Genomic DNA, 21,268 nt, shown 5'->3' with positions numbered 1-21,268 from the left:
TGATGGGGCTTCACCCGCCAGTCAGTTAAGCCGCAGAACCTGTGGAAGCATAACTGCCTGGTATTCGGGCTTGCCCGTGCTTTTTTACGGTTTCTTTACGGTAGATATTCTCCCCCGCGACGATACTTGCCGCGTTTTTTTGATCATCGACAGGCCTGCACGCCTTCGTCCCCTGGTTGACCTGAGGGGTTCAGCGTCGTTGTTTCTCTGGGGCAGTGACCTTTTGCCGGACGGCATGACAACGCAATGGGCTAATCTCATTATCAAGTTGTTGGAGCTCATGGCAGCCGAGTCGAAACGCCAACCCCGTGACCCCGCAACCCCTCTTGCCCGAAGGGGCATGCAATTTCTTCCTCTCAATTTCAGAGAAGTTACCCGTGAGTGAAACAGTGATCCCTGCCCAAGAAGAAACCCATTCCAGAACCTCGGGAGTGGGTTTGCTCGTCGCCGCGGTGGGCGTGGTTTATGGGGATATTGGCACCAGCCCGCTTTACACCCTCAAAGAAGTGTTCGCCGGTCACTACGGTGTCCAGGCTAATCAAGACGGTGTGCTGGGCATTCTGTCGTTGATCTTCTGGTCACTGATCTGGGTCGTCTCGATCAAGTACGTGCTGTTTATCCTGCGCGCCAACAACCAGGGCGAGGGAGGCATCATGGCTTTGACGGCATTGGCACGTCGGGCCGCGGCACCGTATCCCAAAATGAGCTGGGTGCTGGTATTGCTCGGCCTGTTTGGCGCGGCGCTTTTTTACGGGGACAGCATGATCACCCCGGCCATCTCGGTACTCTCTGCGGTTGAAGGGCTACAGCTTGCGTTCGATGGCATTGAGCATTGGGTCGTTCCGCTGTCAGTGGTCATCCTGGTAGCGCTTTTCCTGATCCAGAAACATGGCACGGCGCGTATCGGCATTCTGTTCGGCCCGGTCATGGTGCTGTGGTTTGTGGTGTTGGGCGCACTCGGTATTCACGGCATCCTGCAACGCCCGGAAGTGCTGCAAGCGCTCAATCCTGCTTGGGCCGTGCAACTTTTTGTGGTTCATCCGGGCATTGGCGTGGCCATTCTGGGGGCTGTGGTGTTGGCATTGACCGGTGCTGAAGCGCTATATGCCGACATGGGCCATTTTGGTCGCAAACCGATTGCGCGTGCCTGGTTCATCCTCGTGCTCCCGGGCTTGGTACTCAACTACTTTGGCCAAGGCGCGCTGATCCTCGAGAACCCGGAAACAGTACGTAACCCGTTCTATCTATTGGCACCTGGCTGGGCGCTGCTGCCGATGGTCGCGCTGTCGACACTGGCCACCATCATCGCCTCCCAGGCGGTGATTTCCGGGGCCTTCTCACTGACTCGCCAGGCCATCCAGCTGGGTTATGTGCCTCGGATGTTTATCCAGCACACCTCCAGTCAGGAGCAGGGGCAGATTTACATCGGCATCGTGAACTGGGCGCTGATGGTTGGCGTCGTGTTGCTGGTCATCGGTTTTGAATCGTCCAGTGCGTTGGCGGCGGCTTATGGCGTGGCGGTGACGGGGACCATGCTGATTACCACCATTCTGTCCTCGGCCGTCGTATTGCTGCTGTGGAAAACCCCTCGTTGGCTGGCCATTCCGATGCTGTTGGGTTTTCTCATAGTGGACAGCCTGTACTTCGCCGCCAATGCGTCGAAGATCTTCCAGGGCGGTGCATTCCCGGTGATTGCCGGTATTGCCCTGTTCATTTTGATGACCACCTGGAAACGCGGTCGAAAGATCATGGTCGAGCGACTGGACGAAACCGCTCTGCCTCTGCCGTTGTTCATCAGCAGCATCGGCTCGCAACCACCTCATCGGGTGCAGGGGACCGCGGTATTTCTGACGGCCAGGACTGATGCGGTGCCTCATGCCCTGTTGCACAACCTGTTGCATAACCAGGTGCTGCACGAGCAGGTGGTGTTGCTCACCGTGGTGTCCGAAGACAGCCCGCGTGTGGCGGCGGATCGGCGATTCGAGATCGAGGCTTATGGTGAAGGGTTCTTTCGCGTGAGTTTGCACTTCGGCTTTATGGAGGAGCCCGACGTACCGCTGGCGTTGAGTCTGTGCCATTTGAAAGAGCTGGATTTCAGTCCGATGCGCACCACGTATTTCCTTAGCCGCGAGACGGTCATTCCGACCAAGCGTATCGGCATGGCCCGTTGGCGCGAAAGCCTGTTCGCGTTTTTGCTGAAGAACGCCAACAGCAACCTCAAATACTTCAAGTTGCCGCTCAATCGCGTGATCGAGCTGGGCACGCAGGTTGAGATGTAAGCGCAAATCCATGTGGGAGCGGGCTTGCTCGCGAAAGCGGTGTGTCAGACAACGATGATGTCGACTGACACTCCCTCTTCGCGAGCAAGCCCGCTCCCACAGGTTCTGCACCAAACCTTTAGCCTTGAAGCGCTTCCATCAGTACCTGCACCCATTGACCGCCGTTCATCGTTTGCGGCAAATATCATGTGAATTCACGATGACATTTTTGCCGAGCTTCTATACTGAATTTCGCAGAGGCACGCGTCACCGCAACTCAGCGGGCCTCGTGAGCGCAGTTCAGCCGTCAACATGAAGTCGTGAGCTGCAAAGGATTGCGATCGGTGTGACGACACAGTCGCCACCCCAGCGAAATGCTGCAAGGGAGGGTGCGTTCATGAACACGGCTCGACAAGATGTCGCGACACTTGGCTCCGGATGGAACAAAGTCTTGCTCAACTATGCGCTGGCAATGCGCGAACTGGACAAGCTGCCGATAACCGATCGCAACAGTTGGAAGTTTCTGGGCGCCATCCACGGGTTCGATCGGCAATTGTGGATTGACGAGAACGTCCTCGGTGAGGACGACTCGATTCCGCAGGATCTCACCAACAAGACATACGGCAGTCAGTGCCAGCACGGCAGCTGGTACTTCCTTTCCTGGCACCGCGGCTATGTGTTTGCATTCGAGGCGATCGTCGCCGCGAAAGTGAAGGAGCTGACCGGCGAAGATTGGGCGCTTCCGTACTGGAACTACCTCAACAGCGGCAACCCGGATGCGCGGCGTGTTCCGGATGCTTTCCTGGAAGAAACCTTGCCCGACGGCAGCCCAAACCCGCTCAGCAAATATCCCCGTCGAGAGGGGCTGACTGCCTTGCGGCCGGGACCACGCGATGCGTTCAGCCTTGCCGCCATGGAGGAGAACGATTTCCAGGTCGGCAATGATGGAAGCATCGGCTTTGGCGGCGGAGTCACCGGCGATTTCGTTCAGTTCGCCCGCTGGACCGGCGATCTGGAGAACAACCCGCACAATACGGTGCATCGTCTGATCGGCGGCGACAGGGGGGTCATGGCCGATCCGTACCTGGCGGGCCTGGACCCGATCTTCTGGTTGCACCATTGCAACATCGACCGGCTCTGGGAAGCGTGGATGAACACGTCGGGCAAGACGATGGTTCGCGATCCACGCTGGCTCAACGGTCCGGCTGACCGTACCTTCATCATGCCGGTGCCCGGCGGCGCGGCTCCTGGAATGAAGTTCTCCGGCCGCGACACACTGAAGGATGGCAAATTACACCGTAGCTATGCTGACTTGCGCATCGGCACCGGTGTAACACCTGGAGCAGAGGCTGTGGCACGGGTCAAAATGGGTGCGCCGGACCAACAAAGCATCGAACCAATCGGTGCCAATGCATCGGTCGTCAGGGTTGGCGGGGCGCCAGTGCGCACGCAGGTCGACCTCGACCAGCAAGCCACCACCGCCGGCATCGCCGCGATGGGCGCCATGGAGGCGGGCAAGGAGGTGACCCGGCTTTACCTGGCGCTTGAATCGGTGCGCGGCTCCGCGCCTTCTCCTCTTCTGGAGGTGTACGTCAATCTGCCGGAAGGCGTCGATCCGCAACTCCATCCCGAGTGCCATGCCGGCAGCCTGACGCTGTTCGGCCTGAACGTCGCCTCGCGGCCAGACGGCGGCCACGGCGGCAACGGGCTTGGCTATACGATCGACATCACCGAGCTGGCCCAGCGGCTGACGGATGCTGGCGACTTCGATCCAAACCATTTGCGTGTGACCCTCGTTCCGGGCGAGCAGATATCGGAAGCCAAGCCCGTGACGGTGGACCGAATCAGCGTTCTCAAGCGAAGTGGCGTCGTGAGTTGAGTACCCGCTCATGCAGCCAGGTTCGGTATTGCGCAACTTCACCCAGGCGCCCTGGCCGTTGCTTTTCGCGACGGCCGGGCTCGGTCTGGCCCTTTCGGTTTACAACGCCGGGAACGCTACGCACCCTACCTTCTGCAGTTCCGTAGAGGGGCTGTCTATCGTCACGCTCTGGCCCACCGTGTTGGAGGCCGAGTTCGCCTTGAATCCACTGAACCGCCTGCTGGCTGACTGGGCGCTGATGCTTGTCGCGATGATGCCGCCCTTGCTGGCAATGCCGCTCATGCATGTCTGGCGCTCCAGCCTGCCACGCAGACGCCTGCGCGCGTCAGTCGGGTTCTTGCTCGGTTACGGTTTGCTATGGATGGCCGCCGGACCGATCCTGACAGTCCTCGCGCTGTTGTTGCAGTTCACCGTCGCAGAGGCTGCGCTTGCCGGTGCGCTGCTCATTGCGACGCTGTGGAGTGCCAGCCCGTGGCACCGCGCGGCGCTCAATCGTGGCCACCGGATGCGGCGGATCGGTCTCTTCGGCTGGGCTGCCGACAGGGATTGCCTGATCTTCGGCATGACGCATGGGGGCTGGTGCATTGCTTCGTGTTGGGCCTGGATGCTGGTGCCACTGCTTGGCGGGGCGTGGCACATTCCGATCATGCTGTTTGCAGGTGCAATGATGCTGACTGAACGCCTCACCCCAGCCGATCGGCCGCGCTGGCGTTGGCCGGCGATTTTCCCCCGACTTGACCTCTACACTGTCCTCATTGCGCGAAAGGCGGCGCGCCCGCATGACTAGGCGGGCCTGTCTGGCGATCGGGGTCAGCACGCTGACCCCGACCTCAAACCAGGCGTTGCGCTTCGCGTACCTGGACGGAGCCGTGCTCGCCGCCCGTTCAATTGGCGACTGGGCGCTTAGCTCGGGCTTCGGTGCCAGCAACGTAAGAATCGTCGACGACGGCCTCGCTGGCGACATTCCAGTCACCCGCGAGCGGGTGCAGCAAGCGGTCGATGAACTGTTTCCGAGCGGGGCCGAGGTGGTCGAGCAGTTGATCCTGGCGTTTTGCGGTCATGGCCTCACCAGTGGGGATTTCGGCTCGATCTTGTGGCTGTTCAGCGATTCCCTGCGCTCGAAGTACTGTGTTGGTGCCGACCGGTTCTACGAGGAGTTGTTACTGCACGGCGTCCAGCGCATCACGCTGATTACCGATGCGTGTCGCGAAGCACCGAGGAATATCGAGTTGATGCGCCTTGATGCCGTGCGCGGGATCGTCGTGCAGGGCACGAAAGTTGACAGCCCCAGGTTTGATCACTTGGCCTCCTGCCAGGACGGACAACTCGGCTATATGGTGTCTGATCCGATGTCCGGCGCTCCGGGCAAGTGTGTGTTTTCTGGCGTGATCGCCGACGCGCTCTGGGGCATCGAGCCGGCCGCCATCAGCGATGGTGTGATCACCACGGAGACATTGGGCAGATGCGTGCGGTCGCGCACCACCGAGCGCGCGAAAGAGTATCGCCTGAAGCTCAACCCGCAGTGCCTGGTCGATCCGGAACCGGCCGTGCTCTACAACACCGCAAGCCCCTTGCAGGGCGCTGCCGAGTTGCAGCCCTGGCCGCGCACGGGAAATGCCACCACCCAGGGCGCGGTCGAGGCGGCTGGCGCACCGGGTTCCGCCGAGCAAATTCTTGAGCGGGTGCATACCGACACGGATTTCCGGGAGCAAATTCTCGGCCCCGGTTTTGGCTTCAAGGGGCGTGATCTGGCGGTTCCAGCGGACCATTTCATCACCATCCCCGACGACAGTAAGGAACTGCTCCAGGATTTGTTTGAGCTGCGGCACCAGACCGCTCACACGCCTGAAAAAACGCAAAAGGCACAGGCACTGGTTCATCGGCTTGAGGCAGATTGGGCTGCCGATGTCCGCAAGACCGCGGCTGGAGAGGTTCGGCGCAGGCTGGAGCAGGTCAACGATCCAGGCCGGGCGAACGTGATCGTCTGGGGCAATCAAGCGAGGATTTTGTCCCGGGAGCCGATCGAGCGACTCGGCGCAACGCCCGGATTCGAGACGTTCCGCATCAAGGGCGATCCGCAGGGGATACCGGTGTTGGTCGAGTTGGCCGATGGCACATTTACACCGGTCGTTCCGTACGATGACCTGTACGCCGTCGTGGCACCCAGCACCGCCGGCGACGTTTTCCAGGCCTATGGCACGCGCAATGCTCCCGAGAGCTATCAAGGGATGCTCGGTTCAATCGACGATTTCGCCGCCGGCCGGCTTCGAGCCGACAGCATCGACCGGCTCGCCGCAGACCTGCGGAACCAGAAGCATGCTGATCCCATGCTGGGTGTGATTTGCGCCTACCTGTATCGTGCCGTTGCCGACTACGACAGCATCCGTCGCATGGCGTATTTTTATGTTGCCCATAGCCAGCCGGTGCCCTTTGACATCGCGCTACTCGGGGCGATGCAGGTGACCGTCGAGGTGAATGGCGCTCTGCAGTTACACGTGCCGGCCGTCAAGGAGCGCCAACCCCGACCGGATGCACCCGCGCTCCCTGACTACGTCATGCAAGCGACCCCGGCCGTGCAGGCCTGGATCGGTGGGCGATGCCCGTGGCTGGGATTGGGTTGGGACTATGTCAAAGACCCGCGACCGGAATGGGCTGCGCTCGTCGAAGGGCTGGCCGACCATGCCGGGACGGTTCGTCGTAGTGGGTCGACGGTGTTGCCTGATAAGGCTGCGTATGAGCTTGCAGCGGTTTGGAAACTTCAGTTGCGTTGAGCCGAGGGTCGTCTACGTCGCGTTTTTAACTTCGGCTTTTGGGGGAGGGGCTATGAACGTGGCAGGCAGGAGTCGGCTAAAAGTAGCCGGAGAGACTAGTGCCGGAATGAAGTGTTCCATGGAAAAATCACCGGAGAGCTCGTCATGGCAAAGCAGCAAATTCCCGAGGCTCAACTTATTGATGTGATCAACAATGAATTGGTGAGTCGTTGGCCACATAAAACTCACACTTGCAGAGTCGAGCGTCTACGAAAAGTCTCTTTTCCTGAACGCAATTGGGAAATTGACACAATGAGCAATGGTGGCCCCGATCTTGACCATGTAGGGGCCTGCGACGAACTTCGCAATGCGGTACTTGAAGAACTTTCTTCCAAATACGACGTGCAATGGCCATAAGCTCCTTTCAGCACTGCAGTCAGTGGCGTAATGCTTCGATGAGCTTCATTTCCTCATGGGCATCGCGCCGCGCACGACGCCGGAAATACCTCGCTATGGCACAGGGCAAAGTCCTCTGTCCATAAGCGAACCTTGCTTCGACGTAGTCGCGGAAAAGCCTGTCGACTCGACTGCGCTCCACGCGATTGATCAACGCAATGGGGTGCGGGCGCATCTGGAATGGATCAAATCTAAACCTCATGGTTGCGGTCCTCGCATGACAGCACAGCCAGCTTGAAATGGTCCTTCGTGTCCTTCGACAGAGTAAATCCGTAGTCTCCGTTCTAATCCAACTTTAGCATTCCAGCCTAACAAGTGGTTCAAGCCGCTCGCTTTGCCCTCTCGGGACGTCATGAATGTCTGCAAAGGGTTCTGTTGAAAAAGTCGGCTTTGGTAGTCATGGCAGAAAAGTACGCGTCTGAGATTGAAGTCCGTGTTTTGCGCAGAAGAGATTGGACTCAGATTTGACGTAGCAGCGTGCAAAAGAGGTGTTTTCACCCATCAATATTCGAGCGTTTTGGGCGAACCGACTTTTTCAACAGAATCGGCCAAAAGCGTCCAGTCAAATGTACCCGGGGAATCTGGATTCATAGCCGCGAACCAGCTTCGGCTTGAATAAATGGCCATGCCGCTCCCTCGCGCTACGTGCCATCGGAATGAATACATCAATCAAATATGTAAATTCCGATGGCGCTTAAGCCACATAGATCAGCTCTCAGCGGAAATGGTTGAGTCCTGACCGGCTTCAGCCGCCAGCTTCAATCGGTCCGCTTTGCTAATGTATTTAGTCTTGCTTTTCGGTGCCAATTTGGCGCTGGCCTTTTTGGCATTAGCCTTTAATAACTGATTTATTTTTTTACGACGATTCATATTTTCTGCTCGGTTTGTCAGTGCTTGAATGATACCAGCTTAAAATTCCAGGTAAAAAATGATACCGGTTGCGGTGACCTGCGGATCCCGGCAGTGGCCGTGGCAGCGGGAACTTCAGGGTACTGGCCCGGTCAATGAGGGCCCTGTATCGCAGATGCCGAGCAGCGCTGGTGGCCTGTTTTACGACAGTGCCGTCCGAGATCAGCCGAGTCCACCCCTGATGCCAACCAAGATTTTTCTGCCGGGTCTTATCCTGGCGTTCTGCGCCGTCGCGTCGCTTTGTTCGGTTGCTGCCGAGCGAAGGGCGTCCTCGCAAAGTAACAGCGCATCAACCACCCTGATCGAAACCGCCTCGCGGCAGTATGGAGATGGCCAGTTGGACCAAGCCGCTGCCACGCTGGAGCGCGCCCTGCATATCCAGCCGAGCAATCCCGCGACGCTGCATTACCTCGGTGTGTTGCGTCTTCAGCAGGGGCAGTACGAGCAGGCTGAAACGTTGGCGGTGCGCTCGAACATGAGGGTTGGTAGCAACCTACAGTTACGCAACCGCAACTTCCAATTGATCCAGGCGGCGCAGCAGGCCAAGGCTTCGAGTACCTCACCCAACACCAAAGAGGACCAGGTCGCAGTACAGAAGGGGCTCGAAGAGGAGGCCCAAAGGCTCCGCGAAGCAGAAATGGCCGCAACCACTCCGGACTCCGGGCGCGACGCTGGCAACTTCGCTCGCGCAATGCCCGAAGGAGAATTGCAAGTGGCTTCCGCCGAGCCAACGCCCACGTACGACGAAGTTGAGATTCCCCGCGGTCATTGGCCGCCTCCGGGTAAATGCCGAATCTGGTTTCCTGATCGCCCGCCCGGGCATCAGCCCCCGCCCGGCAAATGCAAGAAGCTGCGGCATCGGGTTCCGTTGGGAGCCTACCTGGTGCGCGGTTGAGTTTCTGAGTGGTCTTCTGGGGGGCGGCGACGGTCCAGCTTCGACCGTCGCATTGAATGGTCAGACTTCCGTCTGTTCCGCCACGTTTTCTTCCTGATATCTACAACCTGATGGGCGATCACTGCTATTTCAGGCCGGTTTGAGACCTGGTGTCGCAGGTTGGCGGAGCATCGCCCGTGTTGCAGGCGGATTAATCTCGTGGCTTCGCACTAGCGACGATAGTAGCGGTGATCGTCCTCGTAACGGTGCCGCATGGGCCGATCCTCGTGGCGTTCCCAATAACGATGGCGTTCAGCTTCTCGACGGGCCTGCTCTCTACGCCACTGCTCTCTACGCCAGTCGTCTCGGCGCCAATCGTCTCTACGATCGTGCCAACGGTCGTCATGCCAGTATCGGTCGTCATGGGCCAGCAATGGACCTGGCTGTTTGCCAGCCATACTGGCCAACGTTGGCCAAGGGTTGCCGGCGGCTTCGACCGGAGCCTGAACGGTTGTGACTTCAGTTGCGAAAACAGGGGTTGAGGTCTTCATTGGTGTTGCTGATGCCGAGCCCACTGTCGCGAGCGCGAACAGGCCGAAGAGCACCATCCGTGGGTCATGGAATTTCATGAGCAAAGACAACCTCTGATTGACAATGGACGTGTGGCCATCTGAGTGCGGGAAGCCTGCGAGGTCGCGCTTACCGAGGATGTGCCTGTCCACATAGACCGATAAATAGAGAAAAGTTCTAGGACGCCGCTGCTTAAATAATCGACGACCGTAAACCCAAGACCTCAAAATAATTCTTAAGCCCTGCGCGTGGAGCAGTACTCCACAATGAGCTGAGTGACCGCTGCCACAATCGCCTGATCCGCTTCAGGAGCGCTGAACAACCGAAACTGCGCATCCGGCAAATCCGGCAATCCTTGTTCTACGCCAAGAACCGCCAGCCCTTGCCCCAACTGACTGACTGGCATGGGTGCTACCGCGAAGCCAGCCAGTGCCGCCACTCGCAATCCGGCCGTGCTGCTGCACAACATCGCCGTTCGTTGGGCGATCCCTGCCCGAGCCAGCCGTGTCAGCGCTATCTCGCGATAAGGGCACGGCTCGGGAAACAGGGCCAGCGGCAACGGCGTCGGTAACGGGGTGACGGGCTGCGCCGACCAGGCCCACACCAGTGGTTCTTGCCACAGCAGCAGCCCCGCGTCGCTGGTTTCGCACAGAGAACCGATGACCAACTCCAGATGCCCTTGCTTCATCAAGGCCAGCAACATGCCCGGAATGCCCACCTGCACGTCGATCTCCATCCCAGGGTACTGCGCCGCGAAATCCTGAAAAGTGCGCATTAATCTCGATTCGACGAAGTCTTCGGATACCCCGATCCGCAGTCGCCCGTGAAACGGCGTGCGTGTCAGTTCTGCCCAGGCATCACGGTTCAGCGCGAGGATCGTGCGCGCATAAGCGACCAGGCGCTCGCCATCGGGCGTCAGTTGCTGGGAACGGGTGGTACGCCTCAACAGGGGTTTACCAATCTGTTCTTCCAGTCGCCGCACATGGCCACTGACCGCAGACTGGGTCAGGTGCAGTTTCTCGGCTGCACGGCTGAAGCCTTCTTCATCGACGACCGTGACAAATGTCTTGAGCAGCAGAGTATCGAACATAGTTTGATCTGTGATTAATGGCTTATTTATTTGTGATTTATATTCCAAATAAAACTATGTTGCAATGTTTGCCGCCCCCCAATCTCCCACCACCCGAGGCGTGCCATGACTACTCTTCTGCATATCGAATGTTCCCCGCGCAAACAGCGCTCAGCCTCCCTTGAAGTCGCCCGCAGCTTCATTGCGCGCTATCAGGAAAACACCCCGGACACCGAAATCATCACCCTCGACCTTTGGAACATGGCGTTGCCGGAATTCAATGATCTGGCCATGGAGGCCAAATACGCCGGACTCAATGGCACTCCCTTGACCCCGGTACAACAAGACGCCTGGAATACGCTGAAAGATCTGGCCGCTCACCTGCACAGCGCAGATGTGCTGGTGATGTCCGTACCGCTGTGGAATTTCAGCATCCCGTACAAACTCAAGCATTTCATCGACTTGGTGTCGCAGAAAGACATCCTGTTCAGCTTCGACCCGGAGCGCGGTCTGGAAGGCATGCTGCACAACAAAACCGCCGTGGTGATGTACGCCCGTGGCCTGGATTTTTCGGCGCAGTCGATCACGCCGGCAGAGCGCTTCGACTTTCAGAAGCCCTACGTGGAAGCCTGGCTGCAATTTATCGGCGTGACGGATGTGCACTCGGTGATTGTAGAGAAAACCATCCTGGGGGAAGACGTTGACCTCAGTGCGCGTGAAGCCGCGACTCGGCAGGCCAGGAGATTGGCAGATAGTCTGGGTCGCTGAGCCTTCAGGTGCTGGTTCAAAAGGACGGCTTTCCAAACGCCAAAATAGAAGTTAGCGTAATAAATACTACAAAATAAATAGCTGACACTACATGGAAAATTGGCTGGCACTGATTCTTGGTTTACCCACCGCGAACGCCACCGAGCGCATGCGAGCCTGGCGTGCTCTGAAAGCTTCAGGTGCGGCGGTTCTGCGCGATGGTGCCTATCTATTGCCTGATACCGGTGTCTGTCGCGAAGCTCTGGCGTCTGTCGAGCGCGACATCCTGGCCATCAATGGCACCGCTTACATCCTGCCCGTCGTCGATCAGGAGGGTCAGCGCTTTGTCGAGTTGTTCGACCGTAGTGATGACTACAGCAAGCTACGTGCAGAGATCGAAGAATGCCGCGGGCAGCTTCATCCTGAAAACGCATCGGCCACCGCCAAACACATTCGCAAACTGCGCAAGACCTACGATCAGCTGACCCACATCGATTACTTCCCAGGTAAGCCGAAGCAGCAGATAGACGCCGCTTTACAGGAGCTTGAGACGGCCGTCAGCAGAGCGTTGTCTGCCGATGAACCCCGTAGCCGCGACCAGCCGGTAACGGCACTCAACCGTGGCGACTATCAAGGTCGTGTCTGGGCAACCCGCAAGCGTCCCTGGGTTGACCGCCTGGCATGTGCCTGGATGATTCGGCGCTTCATCGATCCCCACGCTCGGATTCTCTGGCTGGACAGCCCGCAGGACTGTCCGGCCGATGCGCTGGGTTTTGACTTCGATGAGGCGACTTTCAGTCATGTCGGCAACCGTGTGACCTTCGAAACCTTGCAAGCCAGCTTTGAACTTAAAGAGCCCGGCCTGAACCGCATCGCGGCGTTAGTGCATTACCTTGATGTCGGCGGGATTCAGCCAGTGGAGGCTGCCGGCATCGAGCGAGTACTGGCAGGTCTACGCGAAACGATTAGCCACGACGACCATTTGCTGGCTGCTGCGAGCGCCATTTTCGATGGCCTGCTTGCCGAGTTTGTGAAAGAGGAACAACCCAATGAGTAAGGTGTTGGCATCAGCGGTTGAAGAGGATCTACCGAGGCCGGAGGCGATCAGTTTGCGTGAGGCATTCTGGTTCTGGCTGAAGCTTGGCTTTATCAGTTTCGGTGGGCCGGCAGGGCAGATTTCGATCATGCACCAGGAGCTGGTAGAACGGCGGCGGTGGATCTCGGAACGACGCTTTCTCCATGCGCTCAACTACTGCATGTTGCTGCCTGGGCCAGAGGCTCAGCAACTGGCGACCTACATCGGTTGGTTGATGCATCGCACCTGGGGAGGCGTGATTGCCGGGGTGCTGTTTGTGCTGCCCTCACTGTTCATCCTGATTGCTTTGTCGTGGATGTACATCGCCTTTGGCGAAGTACCGGTGGTGGCCGGACTCTTCTATGGGATCAAGCCTGCTGTGACAGCCATTGTGGTGCAGGCGGCGCATCGGATCGGCTCTCGGGCATTGAAGAATAATTGGCTGTGGGCGCTAGCGGCGGCGTCGTTTACCGCGATTTTCGCGTTCAATATTCCCTTCCCGCTGATCGTGTTGGGGGCGGCATTAATCGGTTACTTCGGTGGTCGCCTGGCTCCGGAAAAGTTCAGAACCGGCGGCCATAGCGCCGCCAAAAAGTCCTTCGGCCTGGCCTTGATCGATGACGACACCCCGCCTCCGGAGCATGCCCGTTTCAGTTGGTTGAAACTGACGTCGCTCGCACTGATCGGCGCCGCGTTATGGGCATTGCCGATGGGACTCCTGACCGCACTCTTTGGCTGGGAAGGTACCTTGACCCAGATGGGCTGGTTCTTTACCAAGGCCGCGTTGCTCACCTTTGGCGGGGCCTACGCTGTGCTCCCGTATGTCTACCAGGGCGCGGTCGGTCACTATGGTTGGTTGACGCCGACTCAGATGATCGATGGCTTGGCGCTGGGGGAGACCACGCCAGGGCCACTGATCATGGTGGTGGCCTTCGTGGGGTTCATAGGTGCTTATGTTTTGCAGGTTTTCGGTGCCGATCATGTGTTTCTGGCTGGGGCTGTCGCCGCCGCCCTGGTGACATGGTTCACCTTCCTGCCCTCGTTCCTGTTCATCCTTGCAGGTGGACCGCTGGTGGAATCGACCCACAACGAACTCAAGTTCACTGCACCACTGACTGCCATTACAGCAGCGGTGGTCGGCGTGATTCTTAATCTGGCGTGTTTCTTCGGTTATCACGTGCTGTGGCCGAAGGGCTTCAGCGGCAACCTTGACTGGCCCTCTGCATTCATCGCCATTGCAGCGGCAATCGCTCTGTTGCGCTTCAAGCGTGGCGTCATTCAGGTGCTGATGGCCTGTGCGCTCGCCGGCTTGGCCGTGCATCTGCTGCGCTAGAGAGCACGAACTGATTAACGATCTCTGGCGGGCATTGGGCCTGCCAGATCACCCAGCCTATTGAGCCAGGCAGGAGGTGTCCCATGAGGTGGATACGCTGGCCACGATAAGGGGCTGTCCGACGGCCATAAAAGATCTAAAAAGCCTCTGTCGCTGGGCTTGTGGAGTAAGTGCAAGGTCCAAACCAGAGCGGTTGGATAAAAAACGCTTTTCCATTCCGGCAGACACCGCAGATCCCATGTGGGAGCAACTGTCTTGATGGTTTTTATTTTGAAGGCCTATCGATAGACAGCTGAACTCCCACAGGTTTCGCTCCTTGACTGACAGGCACTCGCCGAGGCCGAGCAAATAATCAAGGCCGATAAGCCCGCCGCCGCCCAGACCTATCTCCGGGTGGAACAATCGAAACTGGCCTTGCCACTGGTCGAGAAAATCGTCGCCGACCCTGAAATCGACTTCACCGTCGTGCCACAGCGCACCTTTATCTACGCCGAGAAACTCCAGGAACTCGGTGTGCTGAAAAACAAGGCCGCCAGCTGGAAGGATTACTTCTTTGAAGAAGCACACGGTAGCGAGGGCCGCTGAGCGGGTCTGCTACAAAGCCGGCGTCGCGGCTTGATTGACCGGCATCAGGGCTTGCGCAGCACAAGCAACAACAGCGCCGCAGCCGCCAGCACCGCCCCGGCAACGAAGGTGCTGGCGGAGCCTGAGGTCTGCCACAGCGCGCCGGCCAGCACACTGGCGATCAACAGGCACACGCCGCTGATCAGATTGAACAGGCCGAACGCCGTGCCCCTGAGCTGTTCGGGCGCGGTGTCGGCGATCAGCGTCGCGAGAATGCCCTGGCTGAAACCCATGTGCAGGCCCCACAGGGCAACGCCTAGCAGCAGGGTCATGATTGAATCCGCTTGCGCCAGCAGCAGGTCTGCCAGGATCAGCAGCCCCATGCCGACACACAGCAATTTGGTGCGGCTGATCCGGTCGGACAACCAGCCGGCCGGGTAGGCGGAAACCGCATAAAGCAGCGACATGACCACCATCACCATCGGCACCCAGGTGGCCGCCAGGCCTGCTTCCTGTGCCTTCAACACCAGAAAAGCCTCGCTGAAACGGGCCAGGGTGAAGAGCCCGCCGACGATCACCACCCACCAATAACTGCGTGAAAACTCCCGCAGAACCTTCCAGTGGATGGGCGAGCGAAAGGCGCGTTCGCCAGCACCATCGCTCGGTTCTTTGACCCCGCCGACAATCAGCGCCACCGATATCACCGCCGGGATCACCGCAAACCACAGCACCAGATGGATCTGCCCGAGCCAGAGCATCAACACGATCGCCAGAACCGGCCCAAGAATCGCCCCCACGGTGTCCATCGACTGGCGCAAGCCAAAGCAGGCGCCACGGATTTCGGCGGGTGCGACATCGGCGACCAGCGCATCGCGCGGCGCGCCACGGATGCCTTTGCCGATGCGGTCCAGAAAGCGTGCGGTGAACACCAGGTCTACCGACTGCGCGAGGGGGAAGAGTGGCTTCGACAACGCCGCCAGACCATAACCCATCAACAGCAAGCCTTTGCGCCGGCCGATAAAGTCGCTGATGGCGCCGGAGAATATCTTGACCAGCATCGCGGTCGCCTCGGCGATGCCCTCGATCACCCCGACGGTCAATGCGCTCGCACCTAACGTCGTGACCAGAAACACTGGCAGCAGGCTGTGCACCAGCTCCGAAGACAGGTCCATGAACAGGCTGACAAAACCCAAGGCCCAGACCGTGGAGGGGATACGCAGTGAGGTCGGTCTGGGCTTTGAGAGGTATTTGTCCATGTTCGCTTCCGGGGTTGAATGCTCACCGATTGTTCATGTCGCTAACCCCGGCGATCAGCCCTTAAAGGTTCTGGCTGAGAAAGAGCAACGTATTGCCATGCGCCTCAGCCGCCGCCCGCTGGTTGTAGCTGTCACGGTGTGAGCAGTTGAAGCCATGTTCGGCCCCCGGATAAACCTCGATATCGACGTCGTCGTTGAACTCGAAACGCTCGGCGATTTGTTTCACGGCATCGATGGGAATGTGGCGGTCCTGTTCGCCGAAGTGCATCAGCGTAGGCACCTTGATTTCACCGGCCCGATCCAGTTGGTTCTGAATGCCGCCGCCGTAGTAGGCGATTGCCACGTCCACGAAACCGTTAGCTGCGGTGTTGTACGACAGCATGCCGCCGAAGCAGAAACCGATGGAAGCGATCCTGCCGTCCAGCCCCGGATGCGCCTTCAGGGCGTCGATGGCCAGTTTGATGTCGGCCTGGGCCTTGTAGCGGTCGGTGGCGTTCATCAGCTCGACGGCGCGTTTCCAGCCGGCTTCGTCGTAGCCCAGTTCGATACGGTGGCCGTGGCGCCAGAACAGATCCGGCGCTATGACCAGATAGCCGTCGGCGGCGTATTGCTCGGCGACCGAGCGGATGTGCTCGTTGACGCCGAAGATTTCCTGAATCAGCACGATCCCCGGCCCTTTACGGGTGTGTGGGATAGCCAGGTAAGCGCCGAATGCGCCCTCGGCGCTGCTGATCTCGATCCATTGGGTGGTTACGCTCATGATGGCTCCTTTACACAAGTTGGGTGGGTTATCGAGACGCTGGCGTATCAGCGGTGACTGCGCCGCCAGAAGAGTCGAGCCAACAACGCGTCCATGCTGAGTTTGCCGGCCCCCGAGAGCAACAACGGCATGAGGGCTGCGAGGTAGATCAGCGGCAGTTTGAAGTTGCCGTGGCCTTTGTTGCTGATGGCATAACCCTGGGCAAGTTCACTCAATGTAGACCAATCGTCCGGCCAGTGAACGGCAGCGGTGGCGACGACAGTGACCACGACCAGAATAATCGCCGAGAGCCGCGTCCCAAGGCCTGCCAGCAAGGTGAGGGCGCAGATCAGTTCGGCCCACATCGCCAGTTCCCAATTCAGCGTGGCGGTCACGTGGTTGAAGGGAAACGGGAAGCGGTCCTGGAGGTCGGCGAACCAGTTCTGGCCGTTCCATTTTTCCAGGCCTGACTCGAAAAACTCCCAGGCCAGAAACAGCCGCAGGGTGAGGGGGGCGATCCAGCTGCCGGTACGGTCGAGGGTCAGGTGCAGGCCTTGGCCGGCCGATGAGATAGAGGTGTTCATGGGCTTGAGCTCCGGGAGTTCATTGTGGGTGGTGTTGAGGTTTTATTCGGTCAATGGCGTGTTTCTGGCGGGCCTTTTGTACTTCAGCGCGATCTTGCCCGGCAGCCGAATGACGATTGCCGAAAACAGCAGGCCAAACAGTGACCAGCCGTGGTAACGGGGGACTTGAGTCATCATGACAACACTCCTGAGCATGGGCCGACCCGGTTTACCGGTGGTCAGCGGACGGCAGGAGTGTTTCAATCGGGTGTGTGGGTGGTATGTCTGAAAGGTCGCCCGGTGCAAGTTGGTGTATCCCGGGCCGTGACAGATACATTCCTATACAAAACTGTGATCCGACGTCGACCAGCGACGTCTAGCGACAGTGTCCCCGCAATCCCATGGGGCGAGACTTCGGAACCCGGCATGCAAGCGCTGTTGAACGAGATCCTTGACGCAGTCCGACCGTTGATCGGTCAGGGCAAAGTGGCTGACTACATTCCTGCCCTCGGCACGGTGCCGGCCAATCAGTTGGGCATTGCCGTGTATGGCAACGACGGCGAGCTGTTTTGCGCCGGAGACGTCGATACGCCGTTTTCGGTGCAGAGTATTTCAAAGGTGTTCAGCCTGGTGCAGGCCATCGAGCATTCCGGTGAAGCGATATGGGAACGCCTGGGCCACGAACCGTCCGGCCAGCCGTTCAACTCGCTGGTGCAGCTGGAATTCGAACGCGGGCGCCCGCGCAATCCCTTCATCAACGCCGGTGCGCTGGTGATTTGCGACATCAATCAATCGCGCTTTGCCGCGCCGGCGTTGTCGATGCGCGATTTTGTCCGCCGACTGTCCGGTAACCCGAACGTCATGGTGGATGGCAAGGTCGCCGAGTCGGAGTACCAGCACCGCGCGCGTAACGCGGCCATGGCTTATCTGATGCAGTCGTTCGGCAACTTCCATAACGACGTCGAAGCGGTGCTGCGCAGCTATTTCAGCCATTGCGCGCTGCGCATGAGTTGCGTGGATCTGGCCCGGGCGTTCTGCTTCCTGGCCAACGACGGCTTCTGCAAACACAGCGGCGCACAGATCCTCAGCGCCCGTCAGACTCAGCAAGTCAACTCGATCATGGCCACCAGCGGGCTGTACGACGAGGCGGGCAACTTTGCCTATCGCGTCGGTCTGCCGGGCAAGAGCGGCGTGGGCGGGGGCATCGTCGCGGTAGTGCCGGGGCAATTCACGGTGTGCGTCTGGTCTCCGGAATTGAACGCCGCCGGCAACTCCCTCGCTGGCATGGCGGCGCTGGAGTTGCTGAGTCAGCGAATCGGCTGGTCGGTGTTCTGATGGCCTGTCTTGGCTAGCGCTCGATGACCGCTACCGTGAAGCAGGCATTCTTTGACTCACCCGAGCGGGTGAAAGAGCGGGTGACTTCATGGTGAAATTCGGTTCCGCGCTTCTAGTCTTCAATGACACGCATTTGCGCAAAGGGTTGTCTGCCGTAGTCCAGATAGGCAATACCCTGTGGGTCGCCAATGATGAATCCTTGAGCCTGGAGCGCCTCACCCTGCGTGAGCCCGTCGGTGCGGGCGAATTTCTGTTTGACCAGCACAAACAGTTCTCGTTGGCGTCCCTGTTAGCCCTGCCGGTCATCCCGACGATTGGCGAAGAATTCGTTGAAGCAGACCTGGAAGGCATGAGCTACGACCGCGACACAGGGTATCTCTGGATTGTGGGTTCTCACAGCCTGAAACGGAAAAAGCCCGACAGCACCAAGTCCCTGAAGAAAAACGCCGCGCGTCTGGCAACTGTCAGCAGCGATGGCAATCGTTTTCTCCTGGCCCGGATTCCGGTGGTCGAAGAAAACGGGACGTTCACTTTGGTAAAGAGCCCCGCCAGCGATGATCGAGTTGCCGCCCAATTGGCCGGCAATCAACTGGGTAACGAATTGCTCGATGAGCTCAAGGATGACGAGCATGTAGGGGCATTTCTGCACATTCCCGGCAAGGACAACGGGTTCGATACCGAAGGTCTCGAGATCAACGGCAAGCGTGTTTTTATCGGGTTGCGAGGGCCTGTGCTGCGGGGCTGGACCATTGTTCTGGAGATCGAACCGGAAGACCATCCCAAGGCCGTCCACGCGCTGACGCTGAAAAAAATCGGGCCTGGGGGGCGAAAATATCGAAAACATTTTCTCCAGTTGGGCGGACTCGGCGTCAGGGACTTATGCATCGATGGTGACGACATGTTGATCCTGGCCGGGCCGACAATGAACCTCGACGGGCCTGTCAGCGTATTTCGATGGCTCGACGGCGCCAGGCCAACAGGCGAAAGTTTTGTCTTCAGCGAACAATTGACGCCGGTCCTGGAGGTTCCTTACGGGCAAGGAGAGGATAAAGGCCGCGATCATGCCGAAGGACTGACCTTTGTCAGCACCGCGGGCGTAGAAGAGCCCTTGCTGCTGGTGGTCTATGACGCGAACGCCAGGTGGCGCAAACAGGGGCGCAATTGCCTGGAGCAAGATGTATTTCGACTTGCTAAAAAGTAACCGCTACTGCGCCCCAGTGAATGACGCTCCACGGATTTTCCTATACATTTTCTGGCCGCTCTCCTGCATGGTGAAACCGTTTCATGTCTCTTGCGCTCGAACGTCTAGTCGCTGGCACGCCGATTCCTTTTGCCGGTAATCGTGTCACTGTGGTCAGCCCCGAACTGGCGGCGCGCTTTCAGCCCGGCGACCATCTGCTGGTGGAGCAGGTCAGCGGCGAGTTGTTGCTGATCCCGGTGGCGGACCAGCAAGCGGCGGCGGTCGCCATCGAGCGCGCCGAAGCGGCGTTCGCCGCGATGTCCAGCGTTTCGGATCACGCCATCAGCGCGTTCTTCGATCGCTTTGCGCAGCGCCTGGAAACCCCGGAATGCTGGGCCTTGATTGCGGCCGCCAACCTGGCCGACATCGAGCGAGCCAAGGCGCGCGGGCGATCCACCACACGGTTGCTGGCCGATGAACGCATGCGCGGCGACATGATCGCAGGCCTGCGGGCCTGGCGCGATGCACCGGCCACCCGTGGCAAGGTCGTGAGCTGCGTCGAGCACGACGGCTGGAAAGTCGAGCAAGTGGTGTCGCCGCTGGGTATCGTCGCTTTCGTATTCGAAGGCCGGCCGAATGTCTTCGCCGACGCCGCCGGTGTATTGCGCACCGGTAACACGGCGGTGCTGCGCATTGGCAGCGACGCGTTGGGCACCGCCCAGGCCATCGTCACCCATGCGTTGAATCCGGCACTGGCCGACGCCGGGCTGCCGAGCGGCGCGGTGTCACTGGTCGAAAGCGTCAATCACGCCGCCGGCTGGGCAATGTTCGCCGACCGGCGCTTGTCGCTGGCCGTGGCCCGTGGTTCGGGACGTGCGGTCAGCCAGTTGGGCAGCATCGCGCAACAGGCTGGTACCGCCGTCAGCCTGCACGGCACCGGTGGTGCTTGGCTGATCGCCGACAAACACGCCGACGCCCAGCGCTTTGCCGCCGTGGTGCGCAACTCGCTGGACCGCAAAGTCTGCAACACCCTGAACGTTTGCCTGATCCAGCGCGAGCGCGCTGGCGAACTGGTGCCGCTGTTTCTCGACGCACTGCAACAGGCCGGCACCGCACGGGGCCAGGGCTGCAAGCTACATATCGTCGAGGGCAGCGAACAGCATTTGCCTGGCGATTGGCGGACCGCGAGCGTTGAGGTGTACCGCGCCGAAGGCTATCAGACCGAAGCGCTGGCCGAACCGCTGCCCGAGGCCCAATTGGGCCGCGAGTGGGAATGGGAAGAAACCCCGGAAGTCAGCCTGCAAGTCGTCGACGACCTGGACCAGGCCATCGCCTTGTTCAACCGTTACAGCCCGCAATTCACCGTGTCGCTGATCAGTGAAGATGCGTTGGCGCAGGAGCGTTTCTACAACGCGGTCAACGCGCCTTTTGTCGGCAACGGGATTACCCGCTGGGTCGACGGACAGTACGCGCTGAACAAGCCGGAACTGGGGCTTTCGAACTGGGAGAGCGGCCGGCTGTTTGCGCGCAGCGCGATTCTCTCGGGCGATGGTGTGTTCACGATTCGTAGCCGCATGACCCAGACGGATCTGTCGGTCAAACGCTGAGACGGTACTCCAAAACAGCCACGCAAACCTGTGGGAGCGTGGCTTGCCCGCGAAGAACGATGACGCGTAATACCTGAAAAACCGCGGTGCATTCATCGCGCGCA

Annotated in this window: 19 protein-coding genes and 1 pseudogene; 13 read left to right on the top strand and 7 right to left on the bottom strand. The window is 59.3% G+C overall.

The annotated features are described in order from the left end of the window. The first annotated feature begins 377 nt into the window (after nucleotides 1-377). The 5 genes from AACY49_RS28085 to AACY49_RS28060 all read left to right on the top strand — a co-directional run bounded on the left by AACY49_RS28085 (nucleotide 378) and on the right by AACY49_RS28060 (nucleotide 7,304). Nucleotides 378-2,279, top strand: a complete 1,902-nt coding sequence (locus AACY49_RS28085; RefSeq protein WP_339527506.1) for a potassium transporter Kup — start codon at nucleotides 378-380, stop codon at nucleotides 2,277-2,279. A gap of 376 nt (nucleotides 2,280-2,655) precedes the next feature. Then, a complete protein-coding gene (locus AACY49_RS28075) occupies nucleotides 2,656-4,137 on the top strand; it encodes a tyrosinase family protein (protein ID WP_339527505.1) in 1,482 nt (493 codons plus the stop codon). A gap of 10 nt (nucleotides 4,138-4,147) precedes the next feature. Then, nucleotides 4,148-4,924, top strand: coding sequence for a copper chaperone (locus AACY49_RS28070; protein ID WP_339527504.1), 777 nt, complete (start codon nucleotides 4,148-4,150; stop codon nucleotides 4,922-4,924). After that, nucleotides 4,917-6,908 (top strand): hypothetical protein, encoded by a 1,992-nt coding sequence (locus AACY49_RS28065; protein ID WP_339527503.1) that lies wholly within the window; start codon nucleotides 4,917-4,919, stop codon nucleotides 6,906-6,908. Before AACY49_RS28070 ends, AACY49_RS28065 begins: the two co-directional genes overlap by 8 nt. 144 nt (nucleotides 6,909-7,052) lie before the next feature. Next, the gene (locus tag AACY49_RS28060) at nucleotides 7,053-7,304 is read left to right on the top strand and encodes a hypothetical protein (protein WP_339527502.1); all 252 of its coding nucleotides are present in this window, start codon (nucleotides 7,053-7,055) and stop codon (nucleotides 7,302-7,304) included. 747 nt (nucleotides 7,305-8,051) lie between these two features. Here AACY49_RS28060 and AACY49_RS28055 read toward each other — a convergent pair. Then, nucleotides 8,052-8,213, bottom strand: a complete 162-nt coding sequence (locus AACY49_RS28055; RefSeq protein ID WP_258696198.1) for a DUF2986 domain-containing protein — start codon at nucleotides 8,211-8,213, stop codon at nucleotides 8,052-8,054. Between the two features lie 220 nt (nucleotides 8,214-8,433). Here AACY49_RS28055 and AACY49_RS28050 point away from each other — a divergent pair, with 220 nt between their 5' ends. Next, complete coding sequence (locus tag AACY49_RS28050; protein WP_339527501.1) at nucleotides 8,434-9,147, top strand: tetratricopeptide repeat protein; 714 nt, start codon at nucleotides 8,434-8,436, stop codon at nucleotides 9,145-9,147. A gap of 209 nt (nucleotides 9,148-9,356) precedes the next feature. Here AACY49_RS28050 and AACY49_RS28045 read toward each other — a convergent pair whose 3' ends face one another. Together AACY49_RS28045 and AACY49_RS28040 are read right to left on the bottom strand one after the other, a co-directional pair. After that, nucleotides 9,357-9,755, bottom strand: coding sequence for a hypothetical protein (locus AACY49_RS28045; protein ID WP_339527500.1), 399 nt, complete (start codon nucleotides 9,753-9,755; stop codon nucleotides 9,357-9,359). Between the two features lie 176 nt (nucleotides 9,756-9,931). Continuing rightward, the gene (locus AACY49_RS28040) at nucleotides 9,932-10,786 is read right to left on the bottom strand and encodes a LysR family transcriptional regulator (protein ID WP_339527499.1); all 855 of its coding nucleotides are present in this window, start codon (nucleotides 10,784-10,786) and stop codon (nucleotides 9,932-9,934) included. A gap of 105 nt (nucleotides 10,787-10,891) precedes the next feature. Between AACY49_RS28040 and AACY49_RS28035 the strand changes: the two genes are divergently transcribed. From AACY49_RS28035 to AACY49_RS28020, 4 genes and pseudogenes are all read left to right on the top strand, one after another. Then, nucleotides 10,892-11,533: an FMN-dependent NADH-azoreductase gene (locus AACY49_RS28035; protein WP_320390923.1), complete on the top strand. Its 642-nt coding sequence runs from the start codon at nucleotides 10,892-10,894 to the stop codon at nucleotides 11,531-11,533. 91 nt (nucleotides 11,534-11,624) lie between these two features. Continuing rightward, the gene (locus tag AACY49_RS28030) at nucleotides 11,625-12,569 is read left to right on the top strand and encodes a chromate resistance protein ChrB domain-containing protein (RefSeq protein ID WP_339527498.1); all 945 of its coding nucleotides are present in this window, start codon (nucleotides 11,625-11,627) and stop codon (nucleotides 12,567-12,569) included. Further along, on the top strand, nucleotides 12,562-13,920 hold the full coding sequence (gene chrA, locus AACY49_RS28025; protein ID WP_339527497.1) for a chromate efflux transporter: 1,359 nt from the start codon (nucleotides 12,562-12,564) through the stop codon (nucleotides 13,918-13,920). The genes AACY49_RS28030 and chrA overlap by 8 nt, the downstream gene beginning before the upstream one ends. A gap of 327 nt (nucleotides 13,921-14,247) precedes the next feature. Beyond that, nucleotides 14,248-14,505: pseudogene (locus tag AACY49_RS28020) on the top strand (ABC transporter substrate-binding protein); the annotation flags it as partial. Nucleotides 14,506-14,549: 44 nt separating this feature from the next. Here the strand turns inward: AACY49_RS28020 and AACY49_RS28015 are convergent. From AACY49_RS28015 to AACY49_RS28000, 4 genes are all read right to left on the bottom strand, one after another. Further along, nucleotides 14,550-15,740 (bottom strand): MFS transporter, encoded by a 1,191-nt coding sequence (locus AACY49_RS28015; RefSeq protein WP_339527496.1) that lies wholly within the window; start codon nucleotides 15,738-15,740, stop codon nucleotides 14,550-14,552. Nucleotides 15,741-15,801: 61 nt separating this feature from the next. After that, entirely contained in the window at nucleotides 15,802-16,500 is a 699-nt protein-coding gene (locus AACY49_RS28010) for a dienelactone hydrolase family protein (RefSeq protein WP_339527495.1), read from the bottom strand. Between the two features lie 47 nt (nucleotides 16,501-16,547). Continuing rightward, nucleotides 16,548-17,063 (bottom strand): HvfX family Cu-binding RiPP maturation protein, encoded by a 516-nt coding sequence (locus AACY49_RS28005; protein WP_339527494.1) that lies wholly within the window; start codon nucleotides 17,061-17,063, stop codon nucleotides 16,548-16,550. 42 nt (nucleotides 17,064-17,105) lie between these two features. After that, the gene (locus AACY49_RS28000; protein ID WP_339527493.1) at nucleotides 17,106-17,240 is read right to left on the bottom strand and encodes a hypothetical protein; all 135 of its coding nucleotides are present in this window, start codon (nucleotides 17,238-17,240) and stop codon (nucleotides 17,106-17,108) included. Nucleotides 17,241-17,468: 228 nt separating this feature from the next. Between AACY49_RS28000 and glsB the strand changes: the two genes are divergently transcribed. The 3 genes from glsB to AACY49_RS27985 all read left to right on the top strand — a co-directional run bounded on the left by glsB (nucleotide 17,469) and on the right by AACY49_RS27985 (nucleotide 21,164). Next, on the top strand, nucleotides 17,469-18,377 hold the full coding sequence (gene glsB, locus AACY49_RS27995) for a glutaminase B (protein ID WP_258696185.1): 909 nt from the start codon (nucleotides 17,469-17,471) through the stop codon (nucleotides 18,375-18,377). A gap of 88 nt (nucleotides 18,378-18,465) precedes the next feature. Then, nucleotides 18,466-19,578, top strand: a complete 1,113-nt coding sequence (locus AACY49_RS27990; protein ID WP_339527492.1) for a DUF3616 domain-containing protein — start codon at nucleotides 18,466-18,468, stop codon at nucleotides 19,576-19,578. Nucleotides 19,579-19,661: 83 nt separating this feature from the next. Continuing rightward, nucleotides 19,662-21,164, top strand: coding sequence for an aldehyde dehydrogenase family protein (locus tag AACY49_RS27985; protein ID WP_258696183.1), 1,503 nt, complete (start codon nucleotides 19,662-19,664; stop codon nucleotides 21,162-21,164). Nucleotides 21,165-21,268 lie beyond the last annotated feature (104 nt).

The organism is Pseudomonas sp. EL_65y_Pfl2_R96 (assembly GCF_963970905.1).
Classification (GTDB): Bacteria; Pseudomonadota; Gammaproteobacteria; order Pseudomonadales; family Pseudomonadaceae; genus Aquipseudomonas.
Note: the sequence above shows the minus strand (reverse complement) of the source record. Positions and strands in the feature narration are given on the sequence as shown.